Below are 24,763 nucleotides of genomic sequence, written 5' to 3'. Positions count from 1 at the left end.
GTGTCCTGTGCCGACGTGTCCTGTGCCGACGTTCTCCGCACTGGTGCCGTCGGCGTCTGCGGGGCGGGGGACCGGGGAGGCGCTCACGTACCCGATCCTCCCACCGGTCCCCCAGCCGGCCCCCATGGACCGGGGGACTGGGCGGACCGGCCTTCCGCCGCACGTCGAGGGCGCTCGCCGCCGCGCGTGGGTTCACGCGCCCAGGCGCTCGCGGACGGTGGCGACGACCTTGCCGACATTGACCGTCCACCCGACGCCGAACACCCTCGGGCCCACGAAGCTCGCCGCCTCGGGGTTCCACAGGCGCTCCTTGGCTCGCTCGACCGTGGGCACCCGGAAGTCGTAGGGCACCACCGCTGCGACCTTGCCGTTCCACGTCCGCTGGTCCGCGGGCGTCCGCAGCTCCTTGACGACGGCGGCCGCTGCCAGAGCGACCGTCGCCAGGGTGACGAGATTCTTCAGGCTGCTGCGCTGACCGCAGCGCCGTGCCTTCACCGGCTTGCCGGGCATGGTGTCCTCCAGGGCTCGCACTGGCCTTTTCCTCATCCTCGCCCTGCCGCCGCTGTGCGCGCCCGCTGGGCGCGCCGGTGGGCGCACGGAGCACGATGCGGCGTCCGACCCGCTGGAACCTTCACAAGCACCTTCACAAGCACCGGCACCGTCATAAGCACCGGCACCGTCACAAGCACCGGCACCGTCACAACCAGCGGCGTCTGGGAAGAGACCGGCCGGACCAGGGGTTGCGATGACTACATCCACGTGAACGACCAGAACACCACTCACGGGAACGAGGTCAGACATGAAGGTCACCGTCATCGGAGGCACCGGGTACGCCGGCGCCGCCATCGTCGCCGAGGCCGCCCGCCGGGGGCACGACGTCACGGTGCTGAGCAGGTCGGCGCCCGCCGAGCCTGCTGCCGGAGTGACGTACGTGCAGGGCGACGCGCTCGCCGAGGGCGCGTCCGGGAGGCCGATACGTGAGGCAGCCGCCGACGCGGTCACGGGAGCCGACGTCGTCGTCGGTGCGCTGTCGCCGCGCGGCGACATGGCCGGCCGGCTCGCTGCGGCGTACGGGCACGTCATCGAGCTTGCGCGGGCCTCCGGGGCGCGATTCCTCGTCGTCGGCGGGTGGAGCTCGCTGCGGTTGACGGAGGGTGGCCCGAGGGTCGCGGAGACCGACCGGGTGCCCGCCGAGTACGTGGCCGAGGCGCGCGAGGTCGCGGCCCTCCTGCCGGTGCTGCACGGCACGGACGACGCGTTCGACTGGGTCTTCGTGAGCCCTGCGGCGACGTTCGGTGGCCACAACCCCGGCGAGGCGCGGGGCACTACCGCGTGGGCGGCGAGGTCGCCCTGGCTGACGCCGACGGCGGCTCGCACATCTCGGGCGCCGACTTCGCGCTCGCGGTGGTGGACGAGATCGAGCAGGCGCGGCACCACCGCGAGCAGATCGGGGTCGCGTACTGACGCACGGGTGCAGCCGGTGCCGGCCGCTTGCCCGTGCGCCCCGCGGGCCGGGCGAGCGGCCGGTCAGGACCCGAGCAGGCCCAGGATCTCCTCGGTCGTCCCCGTCTCGGCCAGCCGGGGAAGATGCGCGTGACGGCGTGCTCGTGGTCGATCGCGGTCCGGTCCGTGACGGCGTCGGTCGCGATCGTGACGTGATAGCCGTGCTCGTGAGCCTGCCGGGCGGTCGACTCGACGCCGATCGACGTCGCGATGCCGGTGATGACCACCTGGGTGATGCCGCGGCGCCGGAGCTGCACGTCGAGGTCGGTGCCGTAGAAGGCGCCCCAGTTGCGCTTGGTGACGACGATGTCTCCGTCCTTGCCGGTGGGGCCGCCGAGCGCGTCGACGATGACGTCCCAGCCCGCGGTGCGGGCGGGCTGGGGTGCGCCGGCCGCGGTGGCGTCGCTGCGGCCGTGGACGGCGTCGGCGCCGTCGGCCCGCGCGGTCACGTGCACGAGCACCACGGGCAGGCCGTGCGCGCGGAACGCGTCGGCGAGCTGCGCCGAGCGTGCGACGACGTCGCTGGCCGCGAAGGGCTCGGTCGGCGATCCGACGATGCCGGCCTGTAGGTCGACGACGACGAGCGCCGTTCGGGGGTCCAGGGTCGTGACGGGCACGGTAGCTCTCCTCTGTCTTGCGACGGTGTTTCCGCCGGTCTTTCCGACGTGCTTTTCCGGTGTGCTTCTTCCGGTGTGCTTCTTCCGGTGTGCTTCTTCCGACGTGTCGAATCCTGGCCAGCGCACCTACCGGCTGAGACTCGACACGCCCGCTGACGTGCTGCGCTGTCAGGAGGTGATCACCGCGCGTGCGGGCCAGGAACCGCCGACGGGGCCGGTGGGCGGCCGATCCGGGGGCGGAGCGCGATCTCCGCGACGACGGTGGCCAGCAGCAGCGCCGCGCACGCCGCCGCGAAGAGCGCGAGCGCGTGCAGGCCGGGTGTGTCGGCGGCCGTCCGGAACGCCGCCGCGGTCGCCGCCGACGAGGTGAGCGCGCCCAGGTACATGAACGTGCGGAAGAGCCCCGAGGCGGCACCGATCTGCTCGGGCGTGGCCTGGTCGTACAGCGCGTTCTGGTTGGCGAGGCCGTTGAGGGCCTGCGGCAGCCCGAACGCCGCCATGATCACCAGCAGCACGACGACGGGCGTGCCGCTGTGGACCGCGAGCAGCGCGACGCAGGCCGCGACCTGCAGCGCCGACCCCAGCAGCAGGCGTCCCAGGACGCCGCGCTGCCTGCGGGTGACGACGGTGCCGACCATCGCGGTGGCGAACATGGGCAGCAGTACCAGCCCCGTCTGTGACGGCGTGAGCCCGCGCCCGTGTTCGAGCCAGAGCGGCAGTCCGTACACCACGCTGTACATGACGACGCCGGTCAGCAGCTGCCGCGCATACGTGACCAGCAGCGGCCGGTTCTGGCCGAGCACGCGCACGTCGAGGAACGGATCGTGCGCGCGAAGCTCGCGCAGCGTGAAGCCGACCCCGGCCGCCACCGTCGCCCCGAGCAGCCACAGCCGCCCGGTCGCGGGTGCCATGAGGAAGAGCATGAGCGAGACGAGCGCCGCCGAGAACAGCCCGATGCCCGCAAGGTCGATGCGGCGCCGCTCGCGGGGGGTGCCGGGCACCGGCCGGGGCTCGCGCGGCAGGGAGACCAGCCCGAGCACGAGGCACGCGACGGCGAACGGCAGGTTGACGGTGAACACCGCACGCCACCCGGCGCCGCTGACGAGGAACCCGCCGAGCGTCGGCCCGACGACGGCGATCACCTGGTTGGCGAACGACAGCGCCGCCAGCAGGGAGGCGGGCGACGAACGGCCGGTGCGTGCCGACTCGCGCTTGATGAGCGCCATCGACGCGGGGTAGCCGGCGCAGGTGCCGAGACCGATCAGCACCCGCGCCGCGACGAGGACGCCCAGGTGCGGGGCGACCGCGCCGAGCAGTCCTCCCAGCCCCACCAGGACGGCGCCGACGAGGTACAGCCGCCGTGGCCCGTAGGTGTCCACGAGCCGGCCCGTGACCGGTTGCCCGACGGCGCACGCGAGGTAGAGCGCGCTGACGAGCCATGCCGTGTCGGACGGGGGCGCGCCGAACGCGACCCCGATCGGGATGAGTGCGACCGCCAGCAGCGACGTGTTGAGCGGGTTGAGCACCGAGCCCAGCACCATGGGCACCACGAGCCGCCGGGGGAAGGGCTCGACGGGCTGGGGTGCGGTGCGCGGCGGGGTGACGGTCACGTCGGCCGCCTGCGTGGTCGTCATGCCGCGGCTCATGCCGTGATCCGTTCGACCAGTGCCACGGCGTGGGCGAGGGTGCGCAGCTCGGCGGCGTCGAGTCGTGTGCGCAGCGCGTCGGTGAGCCACTCCGCGCGGGCGGCGACGTCGCCGTCGAACGCCTCGCGGCCTGCGGGAGTCAGGCGAAGGAGTTGGCGGCGGCCGTCGTCGGGGTCGGCCTCGCGAGCGACGAGCCCGCGGTCCTCGAGTGCACCGACGGTGGCCGCCATGGACTGCGGTCGCACGTTCTCGAGTGCTGCGAGGGCGCTCGCAGAGGCCGCTTCACCCTTGCCGAGGCGGGTGACGACGGCGGCCTGAGACGGGCTCAGGGCGTCGGTCAGCGCGACGGCTCGCAGTCGACGGCGAAGCCGCGCGAAGGCGACACGAAGGTCGCGCGCGACGACGGCGGCGTCGAGAGGCGTGGGCGGATGCGGCTCCGTGGCGTCGGGGACTGGCTCCGCACCACGGAGGATAGTTGTGTCAGGCATCAAGATGAACAGTAGAACTGTTCAGCCTGCCTGTCGAGTCCCGGGGGCCTCGCGCGAGCCTCAGCGCGGCGAGGCGTGCTCCGGTGATGCGATGCCTGTGGATGCGATGCCCGGTGACGCGATGCCCGGTGAAGCGATGCCCGGCCGGTCGATCACGCGCGACATCACCACGGAGGTGCGCGTCCGCTCGACCCGGCCGCTCGACCGGATCCGCTCGACCGATCCCTCGATGCCCGCCATCGACGCGGCCATGACGTGCACGATCGCGTCGGCGTCGCCCGTGACCGTCGCGACCTCGACGATCTCGGGGATGCCGCCCAGATCGCGCTGCAGCTCGGCGGGCGAGACGTTGCCTCGGCAGAAGATCTCGACGTACGCCTCGATCGCCCAGCCCAGCGCATGCGGGTCGACGACGGCGGTGAACCCCGAGATCTCGCCGCGCGACCGCATGAGGTCGACCCGGCGTTTGACGGCGGGTGCCGACAGCCCGATGGCGGACCCGATCTCCTGGAACGTCGCACGGCCGTCGCGCAGCAGGTGACCGATGATCTGGCGGTTGAGATCGTCCACGGGGCAAGGATACGAGCGGATCATTCAACGCAGGGCCCGATCACGCAAGAAAGAACCATGGATCGCGCAACGAACAGAGGTTCGTTGCGCAAGATGCGGCCCGTACATTCGAACCATGACCGCCACCACTGCGCGCGCCACCACTGCGGGCGCCACCGCTGGCAGCGTGGTCGGCCCCCTGGCCGACACTGCGCCCGGCCGCGAGCGCCGGCGCGGTGCAGAGCGGGTCGCGTCGCCGCGCACGTTCCTCATGTGCAGGCCCGAGTACTTCGATGTCGTCTACCAGATCAACCCATGGATGGACGTCTCGGTCCCCGTCGACACGACCCGTGCCGTCGCGCAGTGGGAGCGCCTGCGTGAGACGTACCTGGAGCACGGGCACACGGTGCACCTCATCGAGCCCGAGCCCGGACTGCCGGACATGGTCTACGCGGCCAACGGCGGCGTCGTCGTGAACGGCGTCGCGCTCGCACCCCGGTTCCTGCATCGCGAACGGCGGGCCGAGGGGCCCGCGTACGGGCGGTGGTTCGCGGCGGCCGCGCGTGCCGGCCTGCTGGGGCCCGGCGGCGTCTGTCTCGGGCAGGCCGCGGAGGTCAACGAGGGCGAGGGCGACCTCCTGCTCGCCGGGCGCTACCTGCTCGCAGGCACGGGCTTTCGCACCTCGCGCGCGGCGCACCGTGAGCTTGACGCGCGGCTCGGCCTCGCCCGTGACGGCATCCGAGTGGTCTCGCTCGACCTCGTCGACCCGCGCTACTACCACCTCGACACGGCGCTCGCCGTGCTCGACGTCCCCGCCGCTGTTCCTGCTGGCGGTGTCGTCCCCGCCGACCTCCTTGTCCCTGCCGGCGGCGCTGTGCCCGGCGGCGCTGTGCCCGGCGGCGCTATGCCCGACGGCGCTGTGCCCGGCGGCGCTGTGCCCGGCGGTGGCGACGGCGCCGCGCCCGGCGGTGCTGTGCCCGGCGGTGCTGTGCCCGGCGGTGGCGACGGCGCCGCGCCCGGCGGTGCTGTGCCCGGCGGTGCTGTGCCCGGCGGTGGCGACGGCGCCGCGCCCGGACCGCTGGTCGCCTACCTGCCTGAGGCGTTCTCGCCGGAGTCACGTGAGATGTTGCGCGACCTGTTCCCCGACGCGATCGTCGCCGACCCCGGCGATGCGGCCGTGCTCGGCCTCAACGCCGTGTCCGACGGACTGCACGTCTACCTCGACGCCCGTGCGACCGGCATGCACGCCCGGCTGCGCGAGCGCGGATTCGAGCCGGTCGGCATCGAGATCGACGAGCTCGCCAAGGGCGGCGGAGGCGTCAAGTGCTGCACTCTGGTGATCCGCCCGTCTGACGGCAGGCCCGGCCCGACCCGGTCCGCGTCGACCCAGTTCGCGCTGACCCAGCCCGCGCCGAGCGCGCCTGTCCCGAGAACGTCCGACCCTGCCCTGCCCGACCATCCGTGAGGACGGTGCCCGATGACCCGCGTCCCCTACCTCGACGTCCCCGCGACCGCCCGCTGGATCGCGCGACGTGGCCCGGAACGGGTCATCGCCGACCTCACCGACGCCCTCGAGCGTGACTTCCGCCGCTGGCCCGAGCTGGAGACGCGCCCGCGCCTGGCCTCGCACTCGCGCGACGGGGTCATCGAGCTCATGCCGGCCGCGGACGCCACGACCTTCGGGTTCAAGCTCGTCAACGGACATCCCCTCAACCCGTCGCGCGGCTACCAGACGGTCACGGCGATGGGCGTCCTGGCCGACGTCCACAACGGCTACCCGTCGTTCGTCGCGGAGATGACCCTCATGACCGCGCTGCGGACCGCCGCGACGTCGGCGCTCGCTGCCCGGTACCTCGCGCCGCGCGGCTCACGCACGCTTGCCCTCGTCGGCTGCGGCGCGCAGGCGGAGTTCCAGGCGCTGGGCATGCGCGCCGAGCTCGGCGTCACCACGCTGCGCGTGTTCGACGTCGACACCGCGGCCAGCGCGAAGCTCGCCCGCAACGCGGCCGCCCTGGGCTTCGAGGTCACGGTGTGCGGGGACGCCGGCGCTGCGGCGCGCGGTGCCGACGTCGTCACGACGTGCACCGCCGACAAGCGCAACGCCGTCGTGCTGCGCGACGCCGACGTCGTCGCGGGCCAGCACGTCAACGCCATCGGCGGCGACTGCCCGGGCAAGACGGAGCTCGAGGCGGCCACCGTGGCGCGTGCGCGTGTGTTCGTGGAGCACGAGCCGCAGACGCGCGTCGAGGGCGAGATCCAGGCGCTGCCCGCGGACTTCCCGGTGACCGAGCTGTGGCGGGTCGTGCGCGGCGAGGCACCGGGCCGTCGTGGTGCGGACGAGCTGACGATCTTCGACTCGGTCGGGTTCGGCGTCGAGGACCTCACGATGCTGCGGTTCGTGCGCGACGAGCTGGTGGGGGACGGCGTCGCGCCCGACGACCTGGTCCAGTGGCTCGACATCATCGCCGAGCCGGCCGACCCCAAGGACCTGTTCTCCCTCGTGTCTTCGCGTGTCGCGGCGGAGAGCAACCGGGTGGTCGCCCCGCTCTGAGGGGATGGTGGACCGGCGCCGACACCGGATGGCATCATGGACGGCCCAGGGCGCCCGATGGCGGGGGCCATGGTGATGCATGGTGGTGCGTGGCGGTGCGCGTGGTGCGCGTGGTGCCAGCGGGCGGATCGTCCGTCGTCGGACGACGTGGGAAGACGACCGCTGAGCCGGGGCGCTGCGGGGCCGTGGGGAGGGCCGCGCACGTCGGGCGGAGCACGCCGGGCCGAGGGGACGCGCTTCGCGTGGGCTGGGCTTCGCGTGGGACGTGTTCCGCGTGGGCTGGGCTTCGCATTGGTGGGGACTGCGCAGGCTGGAGTGGGGGCCGAGGCCGATCCGGCCGAGCCGGCGGCGAGCGCTGCCCGCGCGAGGCATGCGTGAGGCATGCGGTGCGTGGCGTCCAGCCGGCCGGATGCTGAGCGCCGGGCTGGCCGAGCCAGAAGCCGAACCAGAACCAGAGCCGAACCAGAACCAGAACAGCCAGAACCAGAACTGACGGAACCAGCAGAACCAGGCGAGCAGCAGATCAGGCCGACGAAGGTGAGGGCATCGTGACGATCAGTCGCGACGGCGCGTACACGATCGGGGAAGCACTTGCGGCGATGCGTGCCCTCGCGCACGGCAGGGCGCCGGGAGAGGACGGCACCGCGGACCCGGATGTGGTGCGGGCCGCGCTCGCCGGGCTCGGGCACGACGATCAGCTCGTGCTCTGGCTGCGACACGTCGAGGTGGCCGACGACAGCACGATCGCCGACAGCCTCGGAGTCGCGCCTGATGAGGCTCAGCGGCGGCTTCGCGGGGCGGAACGTGCGCTGAGGTCGAGCTTCGCGGACGTGCACGCTCGCGCGGCCGCGCACGCGTCAGGGGCTTGCGCGGCCACGCGGGCTTCGCTCGCCGAGTACGTGCGTCACCGGGTGCCGTCAGGGCGGAGACGCGTGCTCGAGGAGCACCTCTTCGGGTGCCAGGAGTGCATGCGTGCCTTCGTGGACGTGCGGCAGTCCGGCTGGGCGGTGCGTGACGCGGCCGCCGCGCTGCTCGCCGGTGGTGCCGGCCTCACCGCGGCGGGCCCGATCGTCGCCGGGCCGGCGGGGCGGCGTCGGCGGGCGGACCGTCCGCGCTGCTCGCTGCGGGCGGTGCGGGGGTGCGGGCGGTGCGGGAGACATGCCGAGGCGGCAGGACCTGCGGCACGACCGACGGTCTGACCTACGGCAGGACCGACGGCCCGACCGGCGTCACGACCGGCGTCACGACCGGCGGCACGACCGGCACCGTGACGTGCTGCGCGAGGCGTCGCGGGGCGGGGCGCGCACGACGTTCCACGGTGTGCCGACGGCCGGGCTCGTGGCCGGAGGAGCGGCGGTCGGGGCCGTGGCCGCCGGTGCGGTGGCGCTTGCGCTGGCCCTTGGCGGTGACCGTGCGACCTCTCCGCTGGTCGCCGGTCCGGGCGCGGCTCCGGCCGCGGAGCAGGCCACGGGACGGACGGCGGAACCCGCCGTGGGACTGTCTGGGGGAAACGGTGCGGGCGCCGAGGGCGCGGAAGATGCGCCGTCCGGACCGGCGGGACAGGCACCGAGCGACGCTCCGGGCGCTCCCGCGCCGTCACCTCGCGGTGCCGGTGACAGGACGACGTCGGATGGCCAGGGCGCGGAGCCTGGCGACCACCTCGCCGAGGGAGCGACCACCGCTCCAGACGGCTTCTCGGCGGCGGCACCGCCGCCGGGCGGTTCTGGGCCGAGCTCGGGACCGAGCAACCCCGCGAGCCGGCCCCCGACGCCGGGAACAGGGGCCGAAGCAGGGGCCGGAGCAGGGACCGGGACGGCGCCGGGAGACGACGACGGCACGACGGGCACAGCGCCGTCGCAGGAGCCGTCGCAGGAGCCGTCGGGGGGCCCGTCCGGGCCTCCGCCGTCGACGGGACCGGACGGCGAGGACGGCCCCGACGGGTCGGGGTCCTCCGCGCCCGAGCGGGTGACGTCGCTGACCGTCGTGCTGCCACCCGCGGCCTGCGGTTCGCCCGGGACCGGCGCTGGCGCGTTCTACACGGTGACGGTGTCCGAGGCCGGCGTGGGTCGCCCGCGCACGCTCACGCAGGTCGACGCGGACGTCGACTCCGAGTCGCTGCTGACCTTCGGCGCTCACGGGGGAGTGCGTTCCCTGCGCCGCCGTGGGCACCCGGTCTGGCGCCGGGCGCATGGCTGCTGAGGAATGCGGCGTGCGTGGAGCAGGTGCTCACCCTCCACCTGCGGACGCCCCTCTCGGCGGGCACGACCGTCGCGCTCGCACAGTGGCGGCCGGCCGACGCCGCGGACCCAGGAGTGGCTCCTGACGAGGGCTTCGACCCGGGTGCGGGACCAGGCGTCGGCGCGGGACTGGCCGCTGGACTGGCCGCAGGCTAGCTAGGCCGTGGTCGGGGCGCGCCCTCGGCGTCCACCCGGCGTCCGCTCGGCGTCCGCTCGGCGTCTCCTCGACGTCGATGCGCCAGGGCGCCGCTCGCCGGGACGGCCGGGACTCGACGGACGTGCGGCCGGGCTCTCCCGGGGCGCCGATCCCGCACCGTTACGGGCGCTCCAGCAGCGTGAGCACCTCGTAGTGCCGGGTCTGCGGGAACATGTCGAGCAGCCGGGCGCGCTTCGGACGCAGCGAGGGCATGTGTGCCAGGTCGCGTGCCAGCGTCACCGCGTTGCAGCTCGAATAGAGCACCCACCGCGCCGACGACGTCTCGAGCCATCCTGCGAGCTCGGGGCCGATGCCGCGCCGCGGCGGGTTGACGATGACGAGGTCGGGAACCTCCGCGGGATCGGCGGCGAGCGCGAACGCCGTCGCGTCGCCTGCTGCGAACCGGACGCTCGCCATGGCTGCCGTTCCCGCGTCCGACGCCGCCGCGATCTCGCCGCGGGTCGACTCGGCGCTCGCTACGGCCTCCGCCGACAGCTCGATCCCGGTGACGGCCCGCCCGGGTGCCGCGCACGTCAGGGCGAACCCGCCGACGCCGCAGTACAGGTCCCACAGGCTGGTCGGCCCGATGTCGTCGACCCACTCCCGTGCTTGCCGGTACAGCGCCCCGGCCACCGTCGTGTTCGTCTGGAAGAACGACTGCGGGCGCAGGTGCAACGTGAGCTCGTGAGCGTCCCGGCTGGTCACGCCGGGGCGCTCGTCTCCTGACGGACCGCGGGCCTGGCGCCGACGGGCTGGCCGACGTCGTGGCCGGCGGGCGGTGTGATGGGCAGCGTGACGGCCGGCGTGATGGGCAGCGTGATGGGCAGCGTGATGGGCAGAGTGCCTCGTTCGGTCAGGACGATCTCGTCGGGTCCCTCCAGCACCGCCTTGTGCTCGGGCTGGAGGTTGACGCTCAGCACCGCGAGCCGCGGCAGGGCGGCCTGGAGCCACGGCAGGTGCTTGCGCAGGCGCGCGACGGGCTCTTGCGAGCGCAGCACCAGGCGCACCATCAGCTCGCCGGCGGGCGACACGGTGACGAGGAGGTGCTTGAGCTCGCCGCGCCGGGCGGCGTCGCGCGGGGTGACGCGGGTGCGTGACGGCGTCAGGTCGTAGGGCTGGAGCCGCGCGCGGGTGACGAGCTCGGCGAGGGGGCCGAACGCCGCCTGGAGCGCGGGTGGGTAGAGGGGGCAGTCGGTGAGGTCGACGCCCCTGGGCTCTTCCGAGGGCAGCGCACCGAGGATCCCGATCACGGGCGCCTCGATGCTGCCGGTGACCACCATCTTGGCCTTGTTGCGGAACCCGTGCTCGGTGCTGGTCACGGGTGGCAGCCAGGCCAGGTCGCGGGCGCCGGGCAGCGGTGTGAGCAGGTCTCGCACGTGCCGCTCCTTGTCAGCGACCTGCGTCGGGTAGGCCACCTCGAGCAGCGTGCACGAGCGGCAGCGTCCGGCGTCGTAGTGGTGGCACTGCACCCGGCCATTGTCGCCGATCGCAGGGACGGCGGGTCGAACCCTCGCGGGCCTTCAGCGCGCGGGCTGCTCCGGCAGCGATGCGATGGCCTCGATCTCCACGAGCGCGCCCGGCACCGCGAGCCCTGCGACCAGCATCGCCGTCACGGCGGTCCGGCGGGCTCCCCACGCCTCGACCGACGCCGCGTATGCCTCTCGCGGGTCGACGGTCTGGTCGAGGTAGATGGTGAGCTTGGCGACGTCGTCGGGCGTGGTGCCGGCGGCCTCGAGCACCGCCTGGACGTTGGCGATCGCCTGCGTGACCTGGGCGACCACGCCCGATGCCATGACGCCGTCGGCGTCGACGCCGTTCTGGCCGCCGACGTAGAGCGTGCGGCCCGCGGGCGCGATGGTGCCCTGGGAGAACACCGGGCTCTGGTACAGCGAGGCGGGGTTGACGCGCTCGATCATGACGGAACCTCCCGACGGGGTGGGGCGTTGGGTGCCGGATGCCCTGACCGTATGCCCCCGGGCGCGTCGCGCCGCGCGGGTGAAGTGCGGGTGACGCGTGGGTGAGGAACCACACGCGGAACCACACGCGGAAGAAGGTGCGGAGCCGGGTGAGGAACCGGGTGAGAACCAGGGTGAGAAACAGGGTGACGCGACGGGCCTGACGCCCTGGGGGATCAGCCCGCAGGGAACCGCTCGGCGATCGCGCGCAGGCGTGCGACGTACGTCGCACGCTCCTCGACGGGCGTCCACAGGTTGCTGTGCGTCCGGCCCACGCCCGCGGCGCCGTCGATGCCTTCGCGCACGATGTCGGCGTGGCCCGCGTGCCGGTGCAGCTCGGCGAGCAGGTGGACGAGGACGAGGTGGAGGTCGACGTCGGCGCGTTCGTCGGGCCACCACGGCACGCGGCCGGGGGAGTCGAGGTCGAGCGCGTCGATCGTGGCGTCGCCGTGGGCCCAGGCGCGGCGGTAGAGGTCGACGAGCGCGGTGGCGGACTCGTCGGGTGTCGCGTAGAGGTCTTCCTCGGCGACGTCAGCGACGGTGGGGTCGATCCACGAGCGAAGCCACGGGATCTCGGCGAGGTCGGGCCACGGGCGGTCGAACGTGTACCCGAGGTAGCCGACCTCGACGGCGATGCAGTGCTTGACGAGCCCGAGCAGGTTGGTGCCCGTCGCGGTGCGGGGCAGGCGCAGGTCGCGTTCGGAGAGGCCCTCGGTCTTCCACACGATCGCGTCGCGTGCTCGCTGCAGGTAGTCGCGCAGGGCGTCCTTCGGATGGTGGCGAGGTGTCATTTCCCCAGTCTGGTGTCATCGCCGCTGCGTGACGCGTCGGCGGGGCCGCACGGCCCCGCCGCGTCGGCGCTGGGCCAGTGCAGGCAGCGCGACCGCGACGAGCGTCAGCCCGGCTCCCGCGTAGGTGGAGAGCCCGGGGGGCCGCGCCCCGGGTGTGACGGCGTCGATCGCGACCGCGCCGACGATCTGCCCGGCGATCATGCCCAGGCTCAGCAGGAGCACGCCGATGCGGTGGACGACGGCGGCCGAGATCCCGATGAACCCGATGCCGACGACGCCGCCGGCGTACAGCCACGGCTCCGCCGGGAAGCGGCCCGACGGCACGCCCGAGACGATGAGGGACACCGCGAGGGCGACGACCAGCACGGTGGTCCCGACGAGGAAGTTGAGGAACGTCGCGGTGGCGACGCCCGGGCCGAACCCGCCGGGGGCGTCGCTCGCGACGGCGCGCACGCGGCCGTTGACCGCCTGCTGCCACGCCGATCCCGCGCCCGCGAGCACGGGCAGCGCGGCGAGCGCGAGCGTGGACGCCGACCCGAGCCGGTCTCCGACGGACACGAGCACCGCGACGACGGTGAGCGCCGGCCCCAGCGCTCGTCCCACGGTGATGGGCCGCACCCCGCCCGGGGCGAGGCCGAGCCGGTCGACGACGAGCGAGCTCACGGACTGCCCGGCGACGATCGCGACGATGAACACGGCGACCCCGAGCCGGCCCACGGTCAGGCCCTGCGTGGCGACGAAGAACCCGCCCGCCGCCCCGCCGACGCACTCCCACCAGCGCAGGCGCGGTGTCGCGGCGTGGGGAGCGTCGTCGTGCGTGCGCCCCGAGGCTCGCAGCGCCGACGCGACGCGCCGCAGCGCCGCGCGCGAGCGCGGCCACAGCGCGAGTGCGAGCGCGAGCACCACCAGCCCGGACCCGAAGGACACGACGGCGGCGGCGAACCCGGAGCCGAGATGCTCGGCGAGCGTGCCGTTGAGCCGGCTCTGCACGGCCACGCCGACGCCCCCGAGCACGGCGAGCGCGACGCCGAGCAGCGACTCGCGCCCGCCAGGTCGCTCGGTGCCGGGGCGGGGGGTCATGCCCGGAGTCTAGAAGGGTGCAAACGATCAGACATTGTGACCAAATCGTAATTTTTACTGGCAGCGTCGCTCTGACCTGCGTCGATGCTGCCTCGATGCCGTGGAACTGCGTGCGCGTGCGTCATCGGGAGGATCCGGGAATGCCAGCCGTGGCGCGGAGCACCAGTCCGCCCGGACTACGTTTCTCGGGCCGATGGGGGCGCGTTGTTAACAGACGGTTAAGCGGCCCGCAAGGCCGCAGCGCAAACTGCTCAGAGGGTGGACATGTGCTCGTGTGATCAGGGCCGCGACAGCGGGGACTACCGGGAAGGCCGGAGGCCTTGATGGCGCGCTTCCTCCTGCGCCGGGTCGTGAACTACATCGTCATGCTGTTCCTGGCGACGTCGTTCACCTACTTCTTGGCATCGTTCTTCATGGACCCGCGCTCCAACTACCTGGCGCGCAACCCCCGGCCACCGGAGGCGTCGATCAACGCCTCGCTGACGGCGGCCAACATCAACGACCAGACGCCCATCTTCGAGCGGTACTGGAACTGGCTCACCAACATCGTCCTGCACTGGAACTGGGGCCTGAGCCCCTCGCAGGAGCCGGTGGCCGGCGCGATCAGCTCCCGCATCGGCGCCTCGGTCCAGCTCGTCACCCTGGCCACGGTGCTCGGCATCGTCATCGGCGTCAGCGTCGGCGTGTACACGGCGATCCGGCAGTACAAGTGGCAGGACCGTGTGCTGGGCGGCGTCTCGACGTTCTTCCTGGTGGTCCCGACGGCGGTGCTCGCGCTGTTCGTCGTCATCGGCGCGATCTACCTCAACCAGGCGCTCGGCTTCCGGTTGTTCTACGTCACCGGGCTGCATAGTTATGACGGCCACAACTGGTTGCTCAAGCTCAGCGACCTGGGGCAGCACCTCATCCTGCCCACCATCGTGCTCACGGTGATCACCGGCGTCACGTACCACCTGACCCAGCGCACCTACCTGCTCGACACGATGAACGCCGACTACGTGCGCACGGCCCGCGCCAAGGGCCTGCCGCTCAACGTCGCGATCCGCAAGCACGCGCTGCGCACCTCGCTCATCCCGACGACGGTCAACGTCGCCTTCTCGATCGCGGGCGTCTTCACGGGCGCGGTCATCACCGAGTCGGTGTTCGCGATCAACGGGCTGGGCCGGTACTTCATCACCTCGATCATCCAGAACGACATCAACGCGTCGGTCGCCATCGCCGCGTTCGGTGGCGCGTGCACGCTCGTCGGCGCGCTGGCCGCCGACGTCGCCGTGTCGTGGCTCGACCCCCGCGTCCGGATCAGCTGAGGAGGACGGCCATGGCGAACACCGAGCTCACCGTCACGGCGGCCACCGCGGCCGAGGTCGTCGCGGACGAGCAGGGCGGCGACCAGCCGGGACTGCGGCGCACCGGGCGGGCCACCCTCATCGTGCGGCGGTTCGCGCGACGCAGGTCCGCGGTGGCGGGCCTCGTCCTGCTGGGCCTGCTGGTCCTCTTCGCGATCTTCGGTCCCATGATCGGGCAGTGGGCCTACGACGAGCCCGACTTCCTCGCGCTCGCCCAGGCGCCCAGCGCCGAGCACTGGTTCGGCACGACGACGGGCGGCTCCGACGTCTTCGCGCTCGTCGCGCGCGGCCTGGGCAGGTCGCTGCTCATCGGCATCCTGTCGTCCCTGGCGATCACGCTCGTGGCGGCGGTCATCGGCACGACCGTCGCGTTCTTCGAGGGCGTCGTCGAGCGCATCGGCATGTGGATCCTCGACATGCTGCTCGTCATCCCGTCGTTCCTGCTCATCGCGATGATCACGCGGTCGGCGTCCGGCAAGGGCGGATGGCTGGTGCTGACCCTGGCGCTCACCGCGTTCGGCTGGGTCGGCTACGCCCGTGTGCTGCGCACCCTCACGCTGTCGCTGCGTGAGCTCGACTACGTGCATGCCGCCCGCTACATGGGCGTGCGCTCGTTCACGATCATCAGGCGGCACCTCATCCCCAACCTGGGGTCGGTGCTCATCATCCAGACGGTGCTCGGCGTCGTCGGCGCGGTGAACTCCGAGACGGCGCTGTCGTTCCTCGGCCTGGGCGTCAAGGCGCCCGACACCTCGCTGGGCACGATCCTGCAGGCCGGGCAGTCCGTGGTGCTCACCTCGCCGTGGGTGCTGCTGGCGCCGTCGATCTTCCTGGTCGCCCTGACCTTCTCGATGCAGCTCATCGGTGACGGCCTGCGCGACGCCATCGACCCCTACTCGCGCTCGGGAGGCAAGGCGTGATCACGACCGCGACCCAGGACGTGCACGACCCGCTCGGCGTCGCACGCGAGCCCGTGCTGTCGGTGCGGGACCTGCACGTCAGCTTCGCCTCCGAGGCCGGCACGGTGCGTGCGGTGCGTGGCGTCAGCTTCGACCTGCTGCCGGGGCGCACGCTCGGCATCGTGGGCGAGTCGGGCTCCGGCAAGTCCGTGACGTCCCTGGCCGTGATGGGCCTGCTCGACCGCAACGCGCGCGTCGAGGGCTCGATCCGGCTCAAGGGCCGCGAGCTGCTCGGGCTCAGCGAGCTCGAGCTGTCGAAGTACCGCGGCGACGACCTCGCGATGATCTTCCAGGACCCGCTCTCGGCCCTGACCCCGGTGTTCTCGATCGGCGACCAGCTCGCCGAGGCGCTCGACCTGCACCAGGACCTCACGCGCAGGCAGGTGCGCGAGCGCTCGATCGAGCTGCTCGACCTGGTCGGCATCCCCAACCCGGCCGAGCGCCTCAAGTCGTTCCCGCACCAGTTCTCGGGCGGCATGCGCCAGCGCGTCATGATCGCGATCGCCATCGCCAACAACCCCGACGTCATCATCGCGGACGAGCCGACGACGGCCCTCGACGTCACCATCCAGGCCCAGGTGCTCGACGTCCTCAAGACGGCGCAGCGCGAGACGGGTGCCGCGGTCGTCATGATCACGCACGACCTCGGCGTGGTGGCCGGCGTCGCCGACGACGTCCTGGTGATGTACGCGGGCAGGCCCGTCGAGAAGGCACCGGTCGACGAGCTCTACGCGCGCCCCGCGATGCCGTACACCATGGGCCTGCTGGGAGCGGTCCCGCGCCCCGACCGCGGCGAGAACCGCCGCCTCGTGCCCATCCAGGGCACCCCGCCGTCCCTCGTCGACCTGCCCGTGGGGTGCCCGTTCGCGCCCCGCTGCCCGCTCGCCGAGGACCGCTGCCGCACCGCCGAGCCGCCGCTCGCGCCCGTCACCGGCCGCGACGACCAGCTCGCGGCGTGCGTCCGCGCCGACGAGATCGCCGAGCGGGACCTGACGTTCGAGGACGTCTACCACGTGGACGAAGCCGCCGAGTCGGTGCTCGCCGGCGTGCCGCGCGAGGAGCGCGCCCCGGTGCTGCAGGTCAGCGGCCTGCAAAAGCACTTCCCGCTCACGAAGGGCGGGCTCATGCGCCGCCGCGTCGGCACGGTCAAGGCCGTCGACGGCGTCACGTTCGACGTGCGCGAGGGCGAGACGCTCGCACTGGTCGGCGAGTCCGGGTCGGGCAAGACGACGACGCTGCTGGAGATCATGAAGCTCCAGGCGCCGCAGGGCGGCACCATCGCCGTCCTCGGCAAGAACCTCGACGGCCTGCCCCGCGCCGAGCGGGCAGCGCTGCGCCGCGAGCTGCAGATCGTGTTCCAGGACCCGATGAGCTCGCTCGACCCGCGCCTGCCCGTCTACGACGTGCTCGCCGAGCCGCTGACGGTGCACGGCTGGTCCAAGACGCGCATCAACGAGCGCATCGGCGAGCTGATGAGGCTTGTGGGCCTCAACCCCGACCACGTCGACAGGTTCCCGTCGCAGTTCTCCGGGGGTCAGCGTCAGCGCATCGCCATCGCGCGGGCGCTCGCCGTCAGCCCGCGCCTCGTCGTGCTCGACGAGCCCGTCTCGGCGCTCGACGTCTCGATCCAGGCCGGCGTCATCAACCTGCTCGAAGACCTCCAGGCGCAGCTCGGCGTCGCCTTCCTCTTCGTCGCCCACGACCTGTCGGTGATCCGGCACATCTCCGCGCGCGTCGCGGTCATGTACCTGGGCCAGGTCGTGGAGCAGGGCGACACGGAGACGGTCTTCACCGCCCCGCGTCACCCGTACACCCAGGCCCTCCTGTCGGCGGTACCACTGCCCGACCCGCAGCTCGAGCGCAGCAGAACGCGCATCGTGCTCGCGGGCGACCAGCCCAGCCCCGCGCAGGAGATCACGGGATGCCGGTTCGCCGGTCGCTGCCCGGTGCGGGCGATCCTGCCCGCCGCGGACCAGCGCCGGTGCGACACCGAGCTTCCTGAGCTGACAGGCGCGGACCACGCCGCCGCCTGTCACTTCCCGCTGTCCTCACCCGGACCGGAACCCAAGGAGAACTGAATGAAGAGCATGCGGAAGACGTCGGCTCGCGCAGCCGTCGTCGTCACCGCCCTGGCGCTCGCGCTCTCGGCGTGCAGCTCCGGTGGCAACAACGCCGACTCGGGCGAGCACGACGCGACGGCGAAGCAGCCCGCCGCCGGCTTCGACGCCAAGACGATGGGCTCGAACTACCCGATGCCTGAGGCCGGAGTCGCCTACGACAACACCCAGGACCGCGATGCGCTTCAGCAGGGCGGCACGCTGACGCTCGACACGTCGGAGATCGGCCCGAACTGGAACTCGTTCTCGACCGACGGCAACACCCTCTACATGGCTCACATGTGGCAGCTCTACCAGCCCCAGCTCTGGGACTACGACGTGTCGGGCAACCCGACGCCGAACCCGGACTACCTGACCAAGGTCGAGGTCACGTCCGAGGACCCGCTGGTCGTCACCTACGACGTCAACCCGAAGGCCACCTGGAACGACGGCACGCCGATCGACTGGACGGCGTTCGAAGCGACCTGGAAGACGCAGTCGGGCCAGACCGAGGGCTACAACCCGCCGTCGACGACCGGGTACGACCAGGTCAAGTCGGTCGAGCAGGGCAAGGACGCGAAGCAGGCCGTCGTCACGTTCTCGGAGCCCTTCTACCCGTACCAGGTTCTCTTCGGCAACCTGGAGAACCCGAAGGCCGTCGACGTCGACACGTACACGCAGGGCTGGGTCAACAACCCGCACAACGAGTGGGCTGCCGGCCCGTTCAAGGTCGACTCCTTCGATGACACGCAGGCCACCTTCGTGCCCAACGACAAGTGGTGGGGCGACAAGCCGCTGCTCGACAAGATTCAGTTCAAGGTCATGGACCCGTCGGCCTCGATCAACGCCTTCCAGAACGGCGAGATCGACGTCACCGACGTCACCTCGGCCGACCGTCTCAAGGTCGCGCAGGGCATGGACAACACCACCGTGCGCGTGAACTACGCGCTGTCGTCGGCCGTCGTGACCCTCAACACCAAGGCCGACGCGCTCAAGGACCAGGCGGTGCGCGAGGCACTGACGCAGTCGATCGACCGGACGAAGCTCGCGGAGATCAAGTTCCAGGGCCTGAACTGGCACGAGGACCCGCTGGGGTCGGAGATCATGTTCCCGTTCCAGGAAGGATACGAGGACAACATGCCGGCCGACGCCACGTTCTCGGCCGAGACCGCGGGCAAGACGCTCGAGGCCGCGGGCTACGCGAAGAACTCGTCGACGGGCATCTACGAGAAGGACGGCAAGGCCCTGTCGATCAAGTACACCTTCTTCGGCGACTCGCCGACCCAGGCCGCCATCGCCAACGCCGTCCAGGCAATGGGCAAGGCTGCGGGGATCGACGTCCAGCTCGACAACCAGGACCCGTCGAAGTTCTCCGACGTCGTCATCGGCGGAAAGTACGAGATGCTCATCATGGGCTGGTCGGCCTCCGACCCCTACGGCTACTCGACCTCGGGCTGCCAGCTCTACTGCTCCGACTCGGACTCGAACTTCACGTACATCGGTACGCCCGCGAACGACACCGAGTTCAAGAAGGCCGGCCTGATCGAAGACACGTCGAAGGCGATCGCGCAGCTCAACAAGGCCGAGAAGGCCGCGCTCAAGCTGTACGGCACGTTCCCGCTGTACAACGGCCCGCAGATGGTCGCCGCGAAGGCCGGCCTGGCGAACTTCAGCGTGAGCAGCCAGGGCGGGACCTCGGGCTTCAAGGACCTCAACTGGCACGCCGAGAACATCGGCTGGCAGAAGTGACCGTGCGGAACTGATGGTTCTGCGCGGCTGACAGCGCTCGGAAGGACGAACGGCCCCGCTGCCTCCACAGGAGGCGGCGGGGCCGTTCGCGCATGCTCCTCGTGTTCCGGCCTGGGCGCGTCCGTTCGGGTCCGTTCGAGCCCAGCGGCGCAAGAAATCCAACGTTTGCTTCCCCGGCGGAGAAGTGCTGCGAAAACGTAATCGGTGCTACTAGTGTGTGCCCGACGACCCCGTGCACCGACGCCCGGAGTCGCGGCACCACCTGTGGCAAGGAGGCCCCACGTGCGCTCGCCCGAGCTTGTCGAACTGGTCCGAACCGATCCGGACCGGCCACCGGTCGCCGTCGTCGACCGGCGCCCCATGACCCCCGGCAAGAGAGTCCTCTTCGCCGTCATCGCCGTGGTCGCCGCCGTGGCGTGGGCGCTCATCGCCATCCTGCGCGGGGAGGACGTCAACGCCGCCTACTTCGTCCTCGCCGCCGTCGGCACCTATGTCATCGCCTACCGGTTCTACGCGCGGCTCATCGAGTACAAGGTCGTGCGGCCCCGCGACGACCGCGCGACCCCGGCCGAGCAGCACGAGAACGGGCACGACTTCGCGCCCACCGACCGTCGCGTCCTCTTCGGCCACCACTTCGCCGCGATCGCCGGCGCCGGGCCGCTCGTGGGGCCCGTGCTCGCCGCGCAGATGGGCTACCTGCCCGGCACGCTGTGGATCATCATCGGCGGCGTGCTCGCGGGCGCGGTGCAGGACTACCTCGTGCTGTGGCTGTCCACGCGGCGCAGGGGTCGTTCGCTGGGCCAGATGATCCGTGACGAGCTGGGCAGCGTCGGCGGTGTCGCCGGCCTGGTCGGCGTCTTCGTCATCATGATCATCATCATCGCCGTGCTCGCCCTGGTCGTCGTCAACGCCCTGGCCGAGTCGCCCTGGGGCGTGTTCTCGGTCGGCATGACCATCCCCATCGCGCTGTTCATGGGCGTGTACCTGCGCTACCTGCGGCCCGGGCGGGTCGCCGAGGTGTCGGTCATCGGCGTCGTGCTGCTCGTCGCGGCCATCGTCGTCGGCGGCTGGGTTGCCGACACGACCTGGGGCGCCAACCTCTTCACGCTCGACAAGACGACGATCGCGTGGCTCATCGTGGGCTACGGGTTCCTCGCCTCGGTGCTGCCCGTGTGGTTGCTGCTCGCGCCACGCGACTACCTGTCGACGTTCATGAAGGTCGGCACCATCGTGCTGCTCGCCGTCGGGGTGCTCGTCGCCCAGCCCGCGGTCCAGGCACCCGCCGTCTCGGAGTTTGCCCGCACCGGCACCGGGCCGGCGTTCGCCGGGTCGCTGTTCCCGTTCCTGTTCATCACCATCGCGTGCGGTGCGCTCTCCGGCTTCCATGCCCTGATCTCCTCGGGCACCTCGCCCAAGCTGGTCGAGAAGGAGAGCCAGCTTCGCCTCATCGGGTACGGCGGCATGCTCACCGAGTCGTTCGTCGCGATCATGGCGCTGGTCACCGCCGTCTCGATCGACCAGCACCTGTACTTCACGCTCAACGCGGGAGCCAACCTCACGGGCGGCGAACCGGCGTCGGCGGCCGAGTACGTCAACAGCCTGCCCATCACGGGCGGCACGCCCATCACGCCCGAGGCCATCCAGGTGGCGGCCGACAGCGTCGGCGAGGAGTCGATCATCTCCCGCACCGGCGGCGCGCCCACGCTCGCCTTCGGCATGGCCGAGATCCTGCACTCGTTCCTCGGCGGGGCAGCGCTCAAGGCGTTCTGGTACCACTTCGCGATCATGTTCGAGGCGCTGTTCATCCTCACCACCGTGGACGCCGGCACGCGGGTCGCGCGCTTCATGCTGACCGACACCCTGGGCAACCTGGGCGGCGGCCTCAAGCGGTTCCGCGACCCGTCGTGGCGGGTCGGGGCGTGGATCGCGTCGATCGTCGTCTGCGGGCTGTGGGGAGCGATCCTGCTCATGGGCGTGACCGACCCGCTGGGCGGCATCAACACGCTGTTCCCGCTGTTCGGCATCGCCAACCAGCTCCTCGCGGCCATGGCACTGTCGGTGGTGACCGTCGTCGTCATCAAGAAGGGCCACCTGCGGTGGGCGTGGATCCCCGCGCTTCCGCTCGTGTGGGACCTCACGGTGACGATGACGGCGTCGTGGCAGAAGATCTTCAGCGACGTGCCCTCGCTGGGCTACTGGGCGCAGAACAGCGCGTTCCGGCAGGCGCGTGCCGCGGGCGAGACGTCGTTCGGCACGGCGGCCACGCCCGAGGCGATGGACGCCGTCATCCGCAACACGGCCGTGCAGGGCACGTTGTCGATCGTGTTCGCGGTGCTGGTGATCGTGGTCGCGCTCGTCGCGATCTGGGTCGGCATCCGGGCCGTCCGTGCGGGCGGGCTGCCCACCACGGAGGAGCCCGACTCGCCCTCGTACCGGTTCGCACCCAAGTCGCTGGTCATGACCGACGTCGAGCGCGAGGTCGCGGCCCAGTGGGCGGCCTACGAGGCGGAGCACGGGACGGTCGGGGCGTCGGCAGGTGCACGGTGAGCTGCCCGGTGAGGTGCACGGTGAGCTGCACGGTGAGCTGCACGGTGAGGTGTGCGGTGAGGTGTGCGGTGAGGTGCGCGCCGCGCACCGCGCGCTGCGTGCCGACGCGCCGGGCCCCGCACCGGAGGTGGGCGGCGTGGGTCTCCTGAGGCGGGGCTGGCGGGGGGTGGCCTGGTACGTCACCGGCGTGCTCGGCGAGAGCGACTACGCGCGGTACGTCGCCCACCTGCGTCGCCGCCACCCCGGATCCCGGGTCCCGTCCGTCAGCGAGTACTGGCGCGCCCGGTACGCGGAGCAGGACCGGAACCCGGGCGCGCGCTGCTGCTGACGTCAGGATCGGCGCGGACGTCTCGTCACGACCGGCACGTCCGCGCCGGCACGTCTACGCCGGCACGTCCGCGCAGGCACGGTGCGCGAGGCACGTGCGGCGGGCATCTCCCGCCACACGTGCCTCGCGCGTGGTGCTGCCCCCGCGATGCGTCTCACCCGGCAGATAGGCTCAGAAAATGGCTCGCCGTGATGGTCGGGGAGGGTTCACCTTCGAACTCGTGCCCGACGACGACGCCGACGGCCCGCTCGACACGTCGGCGCCAGCGGACACCCGCACCGCCGGAGACGGCACCCTGGCGGGGCCCGCGACGACAGCGGGTGTGGCGGGACCTCGTGCCGGTGAGCCGAGTGCCGAATCTGACGGACACCGCGACCTCATCCCGCCGTCCCTGCTCACCCGGGCCGTGCGCCGCGCCGCCGTGTGGCTGCGCGGCCGCCCTCCGGTGCAGCTCGTCGCGGGCGTCGTCGTGCTCGTGCTCGTGCTCGCGGGTGGCGGGGTCGCTGCGGTGCTGCGCGACCGGGCCGCCGACGCGCGCGTGCGTGCCGCGCCCGGCGGGGTCCTCGACCTTTCGCACCCGATCCGCGAGTGGTGGACGATCTCGGGCGGCAGCAGCAACAGCTGGGACTCCGGCCTCTGGCCGATCGGGGCGCTCGACGGCGTCATCGTGCTCGCGCAGACCGTCACCGAGGACCCGGCTGAGGACCCGGCCGACGACCCGGCCGAAGACCCGGCCGAGGACCCCGCCGACGGGCAGGCTGGCGAACCGGCTGGCGAACCGGCTGGCGAACCGCGTGCCGAGACCTCCACCGTGCTGCGGGGCGTCGATGTCGACACGGGCGACGAGCGCTGGAAGGTGACGCTTCCCGGCGCCGCGATGTGCGACACCGGGTCCCTGGCGTTGAACCGGGCCAGTGGCTACATGGGGCAAGGGTCGTCGCTGATGTGCGTGCAGGGCGCCGGGTCCGAGACGACGGTCACCGTCATCGAGGCCGGCGGGCACGTCACGACCCGCACGCCCGCAGGCCTCGACGACCGAACGACGATCCTGACCGGGCCCGCGGGCATGCTGCTGCGCGTCACGCGGACCGCCGACCCGCCCGACGGCGTCGCGCTGGAGGAGGACAGGGCTCGCGGGTGGCGGATCTCGCAGCCCGTCCAACCACCGGAGGTGAAGGTCTCGGCCGAGGATGCCGTCACCGGCGAGCAGGTCTGGGAGCAGACCCTCCACCCCGGCCTGGTCGACGACGCGTCGTCGTGGTGGGGGTGCGCGAGCTGGGACGAGGCGGGCACGCCGGTCTTCGACGCCGACATGGTCGCCGTGGCCGCGAGCACCGACGGCGTCGTCCTCCATCTGTGCGGGCTCGAGGCCGTGCTCTCGGCATCGGGCGACGTCGTGCGGCAGAACGCGACCGGAGCCGGGACGGACCTTCCGGTCGTCGCGACAGGCCTGGTCGACGGGGGCCTGGGCATCGTCGACGGTGGCGATTCCGGTGGATGGGGTGACGGGTGGACCGGTCCCACTGTCGTCGTCGACACCCAGGGGCGGGAGGTCGTGCGGCTCACGGGAGGGCCGCTCGACCCGTGGGCGACCGACGGGACGGGTGGCCTCGACCTGCGCGGGCCCGAGCCGGACCCGGAGGGCGTCGTCGTCACGCACGACGGGACGCACCTCGCCGCCGTCCGTGCCGACGGCACGCAGCGGTGGCAGGTCGACGAGAGACCGCGCAGCCAGGGAGCGCTCGTGCGCGGTGCCGGTGTCATCGTGCTGGTCGCCAGCTCGCCCTCCGGTGCCGAGGTGCGCGGCGTCGACCTGGCCACGGGTGTCACGCGCTGGACCGCGCCGATCGACGAGGCCGTCGCCTACGGCGGCGGCCCGTGGGCGTTCGCGCGCGGTGCGTGGACCGACGGCAAGGTCGCCGTGATCGTGACCCCTTCCGACGCCGGTGACGGCACGCTCCCGGTGTGGACGGCGTACGACCTGCGCACCGGCGCCGTCGTGTGGCACCTCGACGGCGCGGCGGCCGCGAAGATCGTCGCGCCGCAGAGCACCTGCCTGGCGGTGGCGGGGCGGCTGCTGTGCGTGGTGGAGGACAAGCTGGTGCGCGTGGCCTGACGCGCCGCT

20 protein-coding genes and 2 pseudogenes are annotated in these 24,763 nt (G+C 72.3%); 13 read left to right on the top strand and 9 right to left on the bottom strand.

All coding sequences use genetic code 11. The features are described from left to right. Nucleotides 1-192: 192 nt before the first annotated feature. Nucleotides 193-510, bottom strand: coding sequence for a DUF5808 domain-containing protein (locus ET495_RS12615; RefSeq protein WP_129205091.1), 318 nt, complete (start codon nucleotides 508-510; stop codon nucleotides 193-195). 289 nt (nucleotides 511-799) lie between these two features. On the opposite strand from ET495_RS12615, the pseudogene ET495_RS12610 reads away from it, so the two are divergent. After that, nucleotides 800-1,231, top strand: a pseudogene (locus tag ET495_RS12610) (NAD(P)H-binding protein); the annotation flags it as partial. 94 nt (nucleotides 1,232-1,325) lie between these two features. Here the strand turns inward: ET495_RS12610 and ET495_RS18860 are convergent. The 4 genes from ET495_RS18860 to ET495_RS12590 all read right to left on the bottom strand — a co-directional run bounded on the left by ET495_RS18860 (nucleotide 1,326) and on the right by ET495_RS12590 (nucleotide 4,824). Further along, nucleotides 1,326-2,120, bottom strand: a complete 795-nt coding sequence (locus ET495_RS18860) for an isochorismatase family protein (RefSeq protein WP_245993063.1) — start codon at nucleotides 2,118-2,120, stop codon at nucleotides 1,326-1,328. A 179-nt stretch (nucleotides 2,121-2,299) separates the two neighbouring features. Further along, nucleotides 2,300-3,766 (bottom strand): MFS transporter, encoded by a 1,467-nt coding sequence (locus tag ET495_RS12600; protein WP_211340841.1) that lies wholly within the window; start codon nucleotides 3,764-3,766, stop codon nucleotides 2,300-2,302. Beyond that, a complete protein-coding gene (locus ET495_RS12595; RefSeq protein WP_129205090.1) occupies nucleotides 3,763-4,254 on the bottom strand; it encodes a MarR family winged helix-turn-helix transcriptional regulator in 492 nt (163 codons plus the stop codon). Before ET495_RS12595 ends, ET495_RS12600 begins: the two co-directional genes overlap by 4 nt. Before the next feature lie 60 nt (nucleotides 4,255-4,314). Next, nucleotides 4,315-4,824 carry an Lrp/AsnC family transcriptional regulator gene (locus ET495_RS12590; RefSeq protein WP_129205089.1) on the bottom strand — a complete coding sequence of 170 codons (510 nt, stop codon included), beginning with the start codon at nucleotides 4,822-4,824 and terminating at the stop codon, nucleotides 4,315-4,317. A gap of 115 nt (nucleotides 4,825-4,939) precedes the next feature. On the opposite strand from ET495_RS12590, the gene ET495_RS18215 reads away from it, so the two are divergent. The 5 genes from ET495_RS18215 to ET495_RS12565 all read left to right on the top strand — a co-directional run bounded on the left by ET495_RS18215 (nucleotide 4,940) and on the right by ET495_RS12565 (nucleotide 9,747). Further along, a complete protein-coding gene (locus ET495_RS18215; RefSeq protein ID WP_211340840.1) occupies nucleotides 4,940-6,268 on the top strand; it encodes a dimethylarginine dimethylaminohydrolase family protein in 1,329 nt (442 codons plus the stop codon). A 12-nt stretch (nucleotides 6,269-6,280) separates the two neighbouring features. After that, complete coding sequence (locus tag ET495_RS12580) at nucleotides 6,281-7,354, top strand: ornithine cyclodeaminase (protein WP_129205088.1); 1,074 nt, start codon at nucleotides 6,281-6,283, stop codon at nucleotides 7,352-7,354. A gap of 548 nt (nucleotides 7,355-7,902) precedes the next feature. Further along, the gene (locus ET495_RS12575) at nucleotides 7,903-8,553 is read left to right on the top strand and encodes a zf-HC2 domain-containing protein (protein ID WP_129205087.1); all 651 of its coding nucleotides are present in this window, start codon (nucleotides 7,903-7,905) and stop codon (nucleotides 8,551-8,553) included. Nucleotides 8,554-9,319: 766 nt separating this feature from the next. Beyond that, complete coding sequence (locus tag ET495_RS12570; RefSeq protein ID WP_129205086.1) at nucleotides 9,320-9,553, top strand: hypothetical protein; 234 nt, start codon at nucleotides 9,320-9,322, stop codon at nucleotides 9,551-9,553. A 14-nt stretch (nucleotides 9,554-9,567) separates the two neighbouring features. After that, nucleotides 9,568-9,747 carry a hypothetical protein gene (locus ET495_RS12565; RefSeq protein WP_129205085.1) on the top strand — a complete coding sequence of 60 codons (180 nt, stop codon included), beginning with the start codon at nucleotides 9,568-9,570 and terminating at the stop codon, nucleotides 9,745-9,747. A 160-nt stretch (nucleotides 9,748-9,907) separates the two neighbouring features. Here the strand turns inward: ET495_RS12565 and ET495_RS19740 are convergent. The 4 genes and pseudogenes from ET495_RS19740 to ET495_RS12540 all read right to left on the bottom strand — a co-directional run bounded on the left by ET495_RS19740 (nucleotide 9,908) and on the right by ET495_RS12540 (nucleotide 13,613). Continuing rightward, a pseudogene (locus tag ET495_RS19740) lies at nucleotides 9,908-11,256 on the bottom strand (methyltransferase domain-containing protein). A gap of 51 nt (nucleotides 11,257-11,307) precedes the next feature. Beyond that, nucleotides 11,308-11,703: a RidA family protein gene (locus tag ET495_RS12550; protein ID WP_129205084.1), complete on the bottom strand. Its 396-nt coding sequence runs from the start codon at nucleotides 11,701-11,703 to the stop codon at nucleotides 11,308-11,310. 215 nt (nucleotides 11,704-11,918) lie between these two features. Next, nucleotides 11,919-12,533 (bottom strand): DinB family protein, encoded by a 615-nt coding sequence (locus ET495_RS12545; RefSeq protein WP_129205083.1) that lies wholly within the window; start codon nucleotides 12,531-12,533, stop codon nucleotides 11,919-11,921. Between the two features lie 15 nt (nucleotides 12,534-12,548). Then, complete coding sequence (locus ET495_RS12540; RefSeq protein WP_129205082.1) at nucleotides 12,549-13,613, bottom strand: DMT family transporter; 1,065 nt, start codon at nucleotides 13,611-13,613, stop codon at nucleotides 12,549-12,551. A gap of 323 nt (nucleotides 13,614-13,936) precedes the next feature. Here ET495_RS12540 and ET495_RS12535 point away from each other — a divergent pair, with 323 nt between their 5' ends. The 7 genes from ET495_RS12535 to ET495_RS12505 all read left to right on the top strand — a co-directional run bounded on the left by ET495_RS12535 (nucleotide 13,937) and on the right by ET495_RS12505 (nucleotide 24,754). Continuing rightward, on the top strand, nucleotides 13,937-14,920 hold the full coding sequence (locus ET495_RS12535) for an ABC transporter permease (protein WP_129205081.1): 984 nt from the start codon (nucleotides 13,937-13,939) through the stop codon (nucleotides 14,918-14,920). A gap of 11 nt (nucleotides 14,921-14,931) precedes the next feature. Continuing rightward, nucleotides 14,932-15,879 (top strand): ABC transporter permease, encoded by a 948-nt coding sequence (locus ET495_RS12530; protein WP_129205080.1) that lies wholly within the window; start codon nucleotides 14,932-14,934, stop codon nucleotides 15,877-15,879. Beyond that, a complete protein-coding gene (locus tag ET495_RS12525; RefSeq protein WP_245993061.1) occupies nucleotides 15,876-17,996 on the top strand; it encodes an ABC transporter ATP-binding protein in 2,121 nt (706 codons plus the stop codon). The genes ET495_RS12530 and ET495_RS12525 overlap by 4 nt, the downstream gene beginning before the upstream one ends. Further along, nucleotides 17,997-19,763: an ABC transporter family substrate-binding protein gene (locus ET495_RS12520; protein ID WP_129205079.1), complete on the top strand. Its 1,767-nt coding sequence runs from the start codon at nucleotides 17,997-17,999 to the stop codon at nucleotides 19,761-19,763. A 282-nt stretch (nucleotides 19,764-20,045) separates the two neighbouring features. Continuing rightward, nucleotides 20,046-22,310 (top strand): carbon starvation CstA family protein, encoded by a 2,265-nt coding sequence (locus tag ET495_RS12515; RefSeq protein WP_129205078.1) that lies wholly within the window; start codon nucleotides 20,046-20,048, stop codon nucleotides 22,308-22,310. Continuing rightward, complete coding sequence (locus ET495_RS18855; protein ID WP_245993060.1) at nucleotides 22,300-22,638, top strand: YbdD/YjiX family protein; 339 nt, start codon at nucleotides 22,300-22,302, stop codon at nucleotides 22,636-22,638. Before ET495_RS12515 ends, ET495_RS18855 begins: the two co-directional genes overlap by 11 nt. 178 nt (nucleotides 22,639-22,816) lie before the next feature. Next, nucleotides 22,817-24,754: a PQQ-binding-like beta-propeller repeat protein gene (locus tag ET495_RS12505; protein ID WP_129205077.1), complete on the top strand. Its 1,938-nt coding sequence runs from the start codon at nucleotides 22,817-22,819 to the stop codon at nucleotides 24,752-24,754. Nucleotides 24,755-24,763 lie beyond the last annotated feature (9 nt).

It is taken from the genome of Xylanimonas allomyrinae (genome assembly GCF_004135345.1).
GTDB classification, from domain to species: Bacteria; Actinomycetota; Actinomycetes; order Actinomycetales; family Cellulomonadaceae; genus Xylanimonas; species Xylanimonas allomyrinae.
Note: the sequence above shows the minus strand (reverse complement) of the source record. Positions and strands in the feature narration are given on the sequence as shown.

Coding starts and splice junctions, on each gene's coding strand:
- ET495_RS12550 (WP_129205084.1), bottom strand. CDS start 11,703: ATGATCGAGCGCGTCAACCCCGCCTCGCTGTACCAGAGCCCGGTGTTC.
- ET495_RS12540 (WP_129205082.1), bottom strand. CDS start 13,613: ATGACCCCCCGCCCCGGCACCGAGCGACCTGGCGGGCGCGAGTCGCTG.
- ET495_RS12530 (WP_129205080.1), top strand. CDS start 14,932: ATGGCGAACACCGAGCTCACCGTCACGGCGGCCACCGCGGCCGAGGTC.
- ET495_RS12600 (WP_211340841.1), bottom strand. CDS start 3,766: ATGAGCCGCGGCATGACGACCACGCAGGCGGCCGACGTGACCGTCACC.
- ET495_RS12505 (WP_129205077.1), top strand. CDS start 22,817: ATGGCTCGCCGTGATGGTCGGGGAGGGTTCACCTTCGAACTCGTGCCC.
- ET495_RS12595 (WP_129205090.1), bottom strand. CDS start 4,254: ATGCCTGACACAACTATCCTCCGTGGTGCGGAGCCAGTCCCCGACGCC.
- ET495_RS12520 (WP_129205079.1), top strand. CDS start 17,997: ATGAAGAGCATGCGGAAGACGTCGGCTCGCGCAGCCGTCGTCGTCACC.
- ET495_RS12535 (WP_129205081.1), top strand. CDS start 13,937: ATGGCGCGCTTCCTCCTGCGCCGGGTCGTGAACTACATCGTCATGCTG.
- ET495_RS18215 (WP_211340840.1), top strand. CDS start 4,940: ATGACCGCCACCACTGCGCGCGCCACCACTGCGGGCGCCACCGCTGGC.
- ET495_RS12545 (WP_129205083.1), bottom strand. CDS start 12,533: ATGACACCTCGCCACCATCCGAAGGACGCCCTGCGCGACTACCTGCAG.
- ET495_RS12615 (WP_129205091.1), bottom strand. CDS start 510: ATGCCCGGCAAGCCGGTGAAGGCACGGCGCTGCGGTCAGCGCAGCAGC.
- ET495_RS12580 (WP_129205088.1), top strand. CDS start 6,281: ATGACCCGCGTCCCCTACCTCGACGTCCCCGCGACCGCCCGCTGGATC.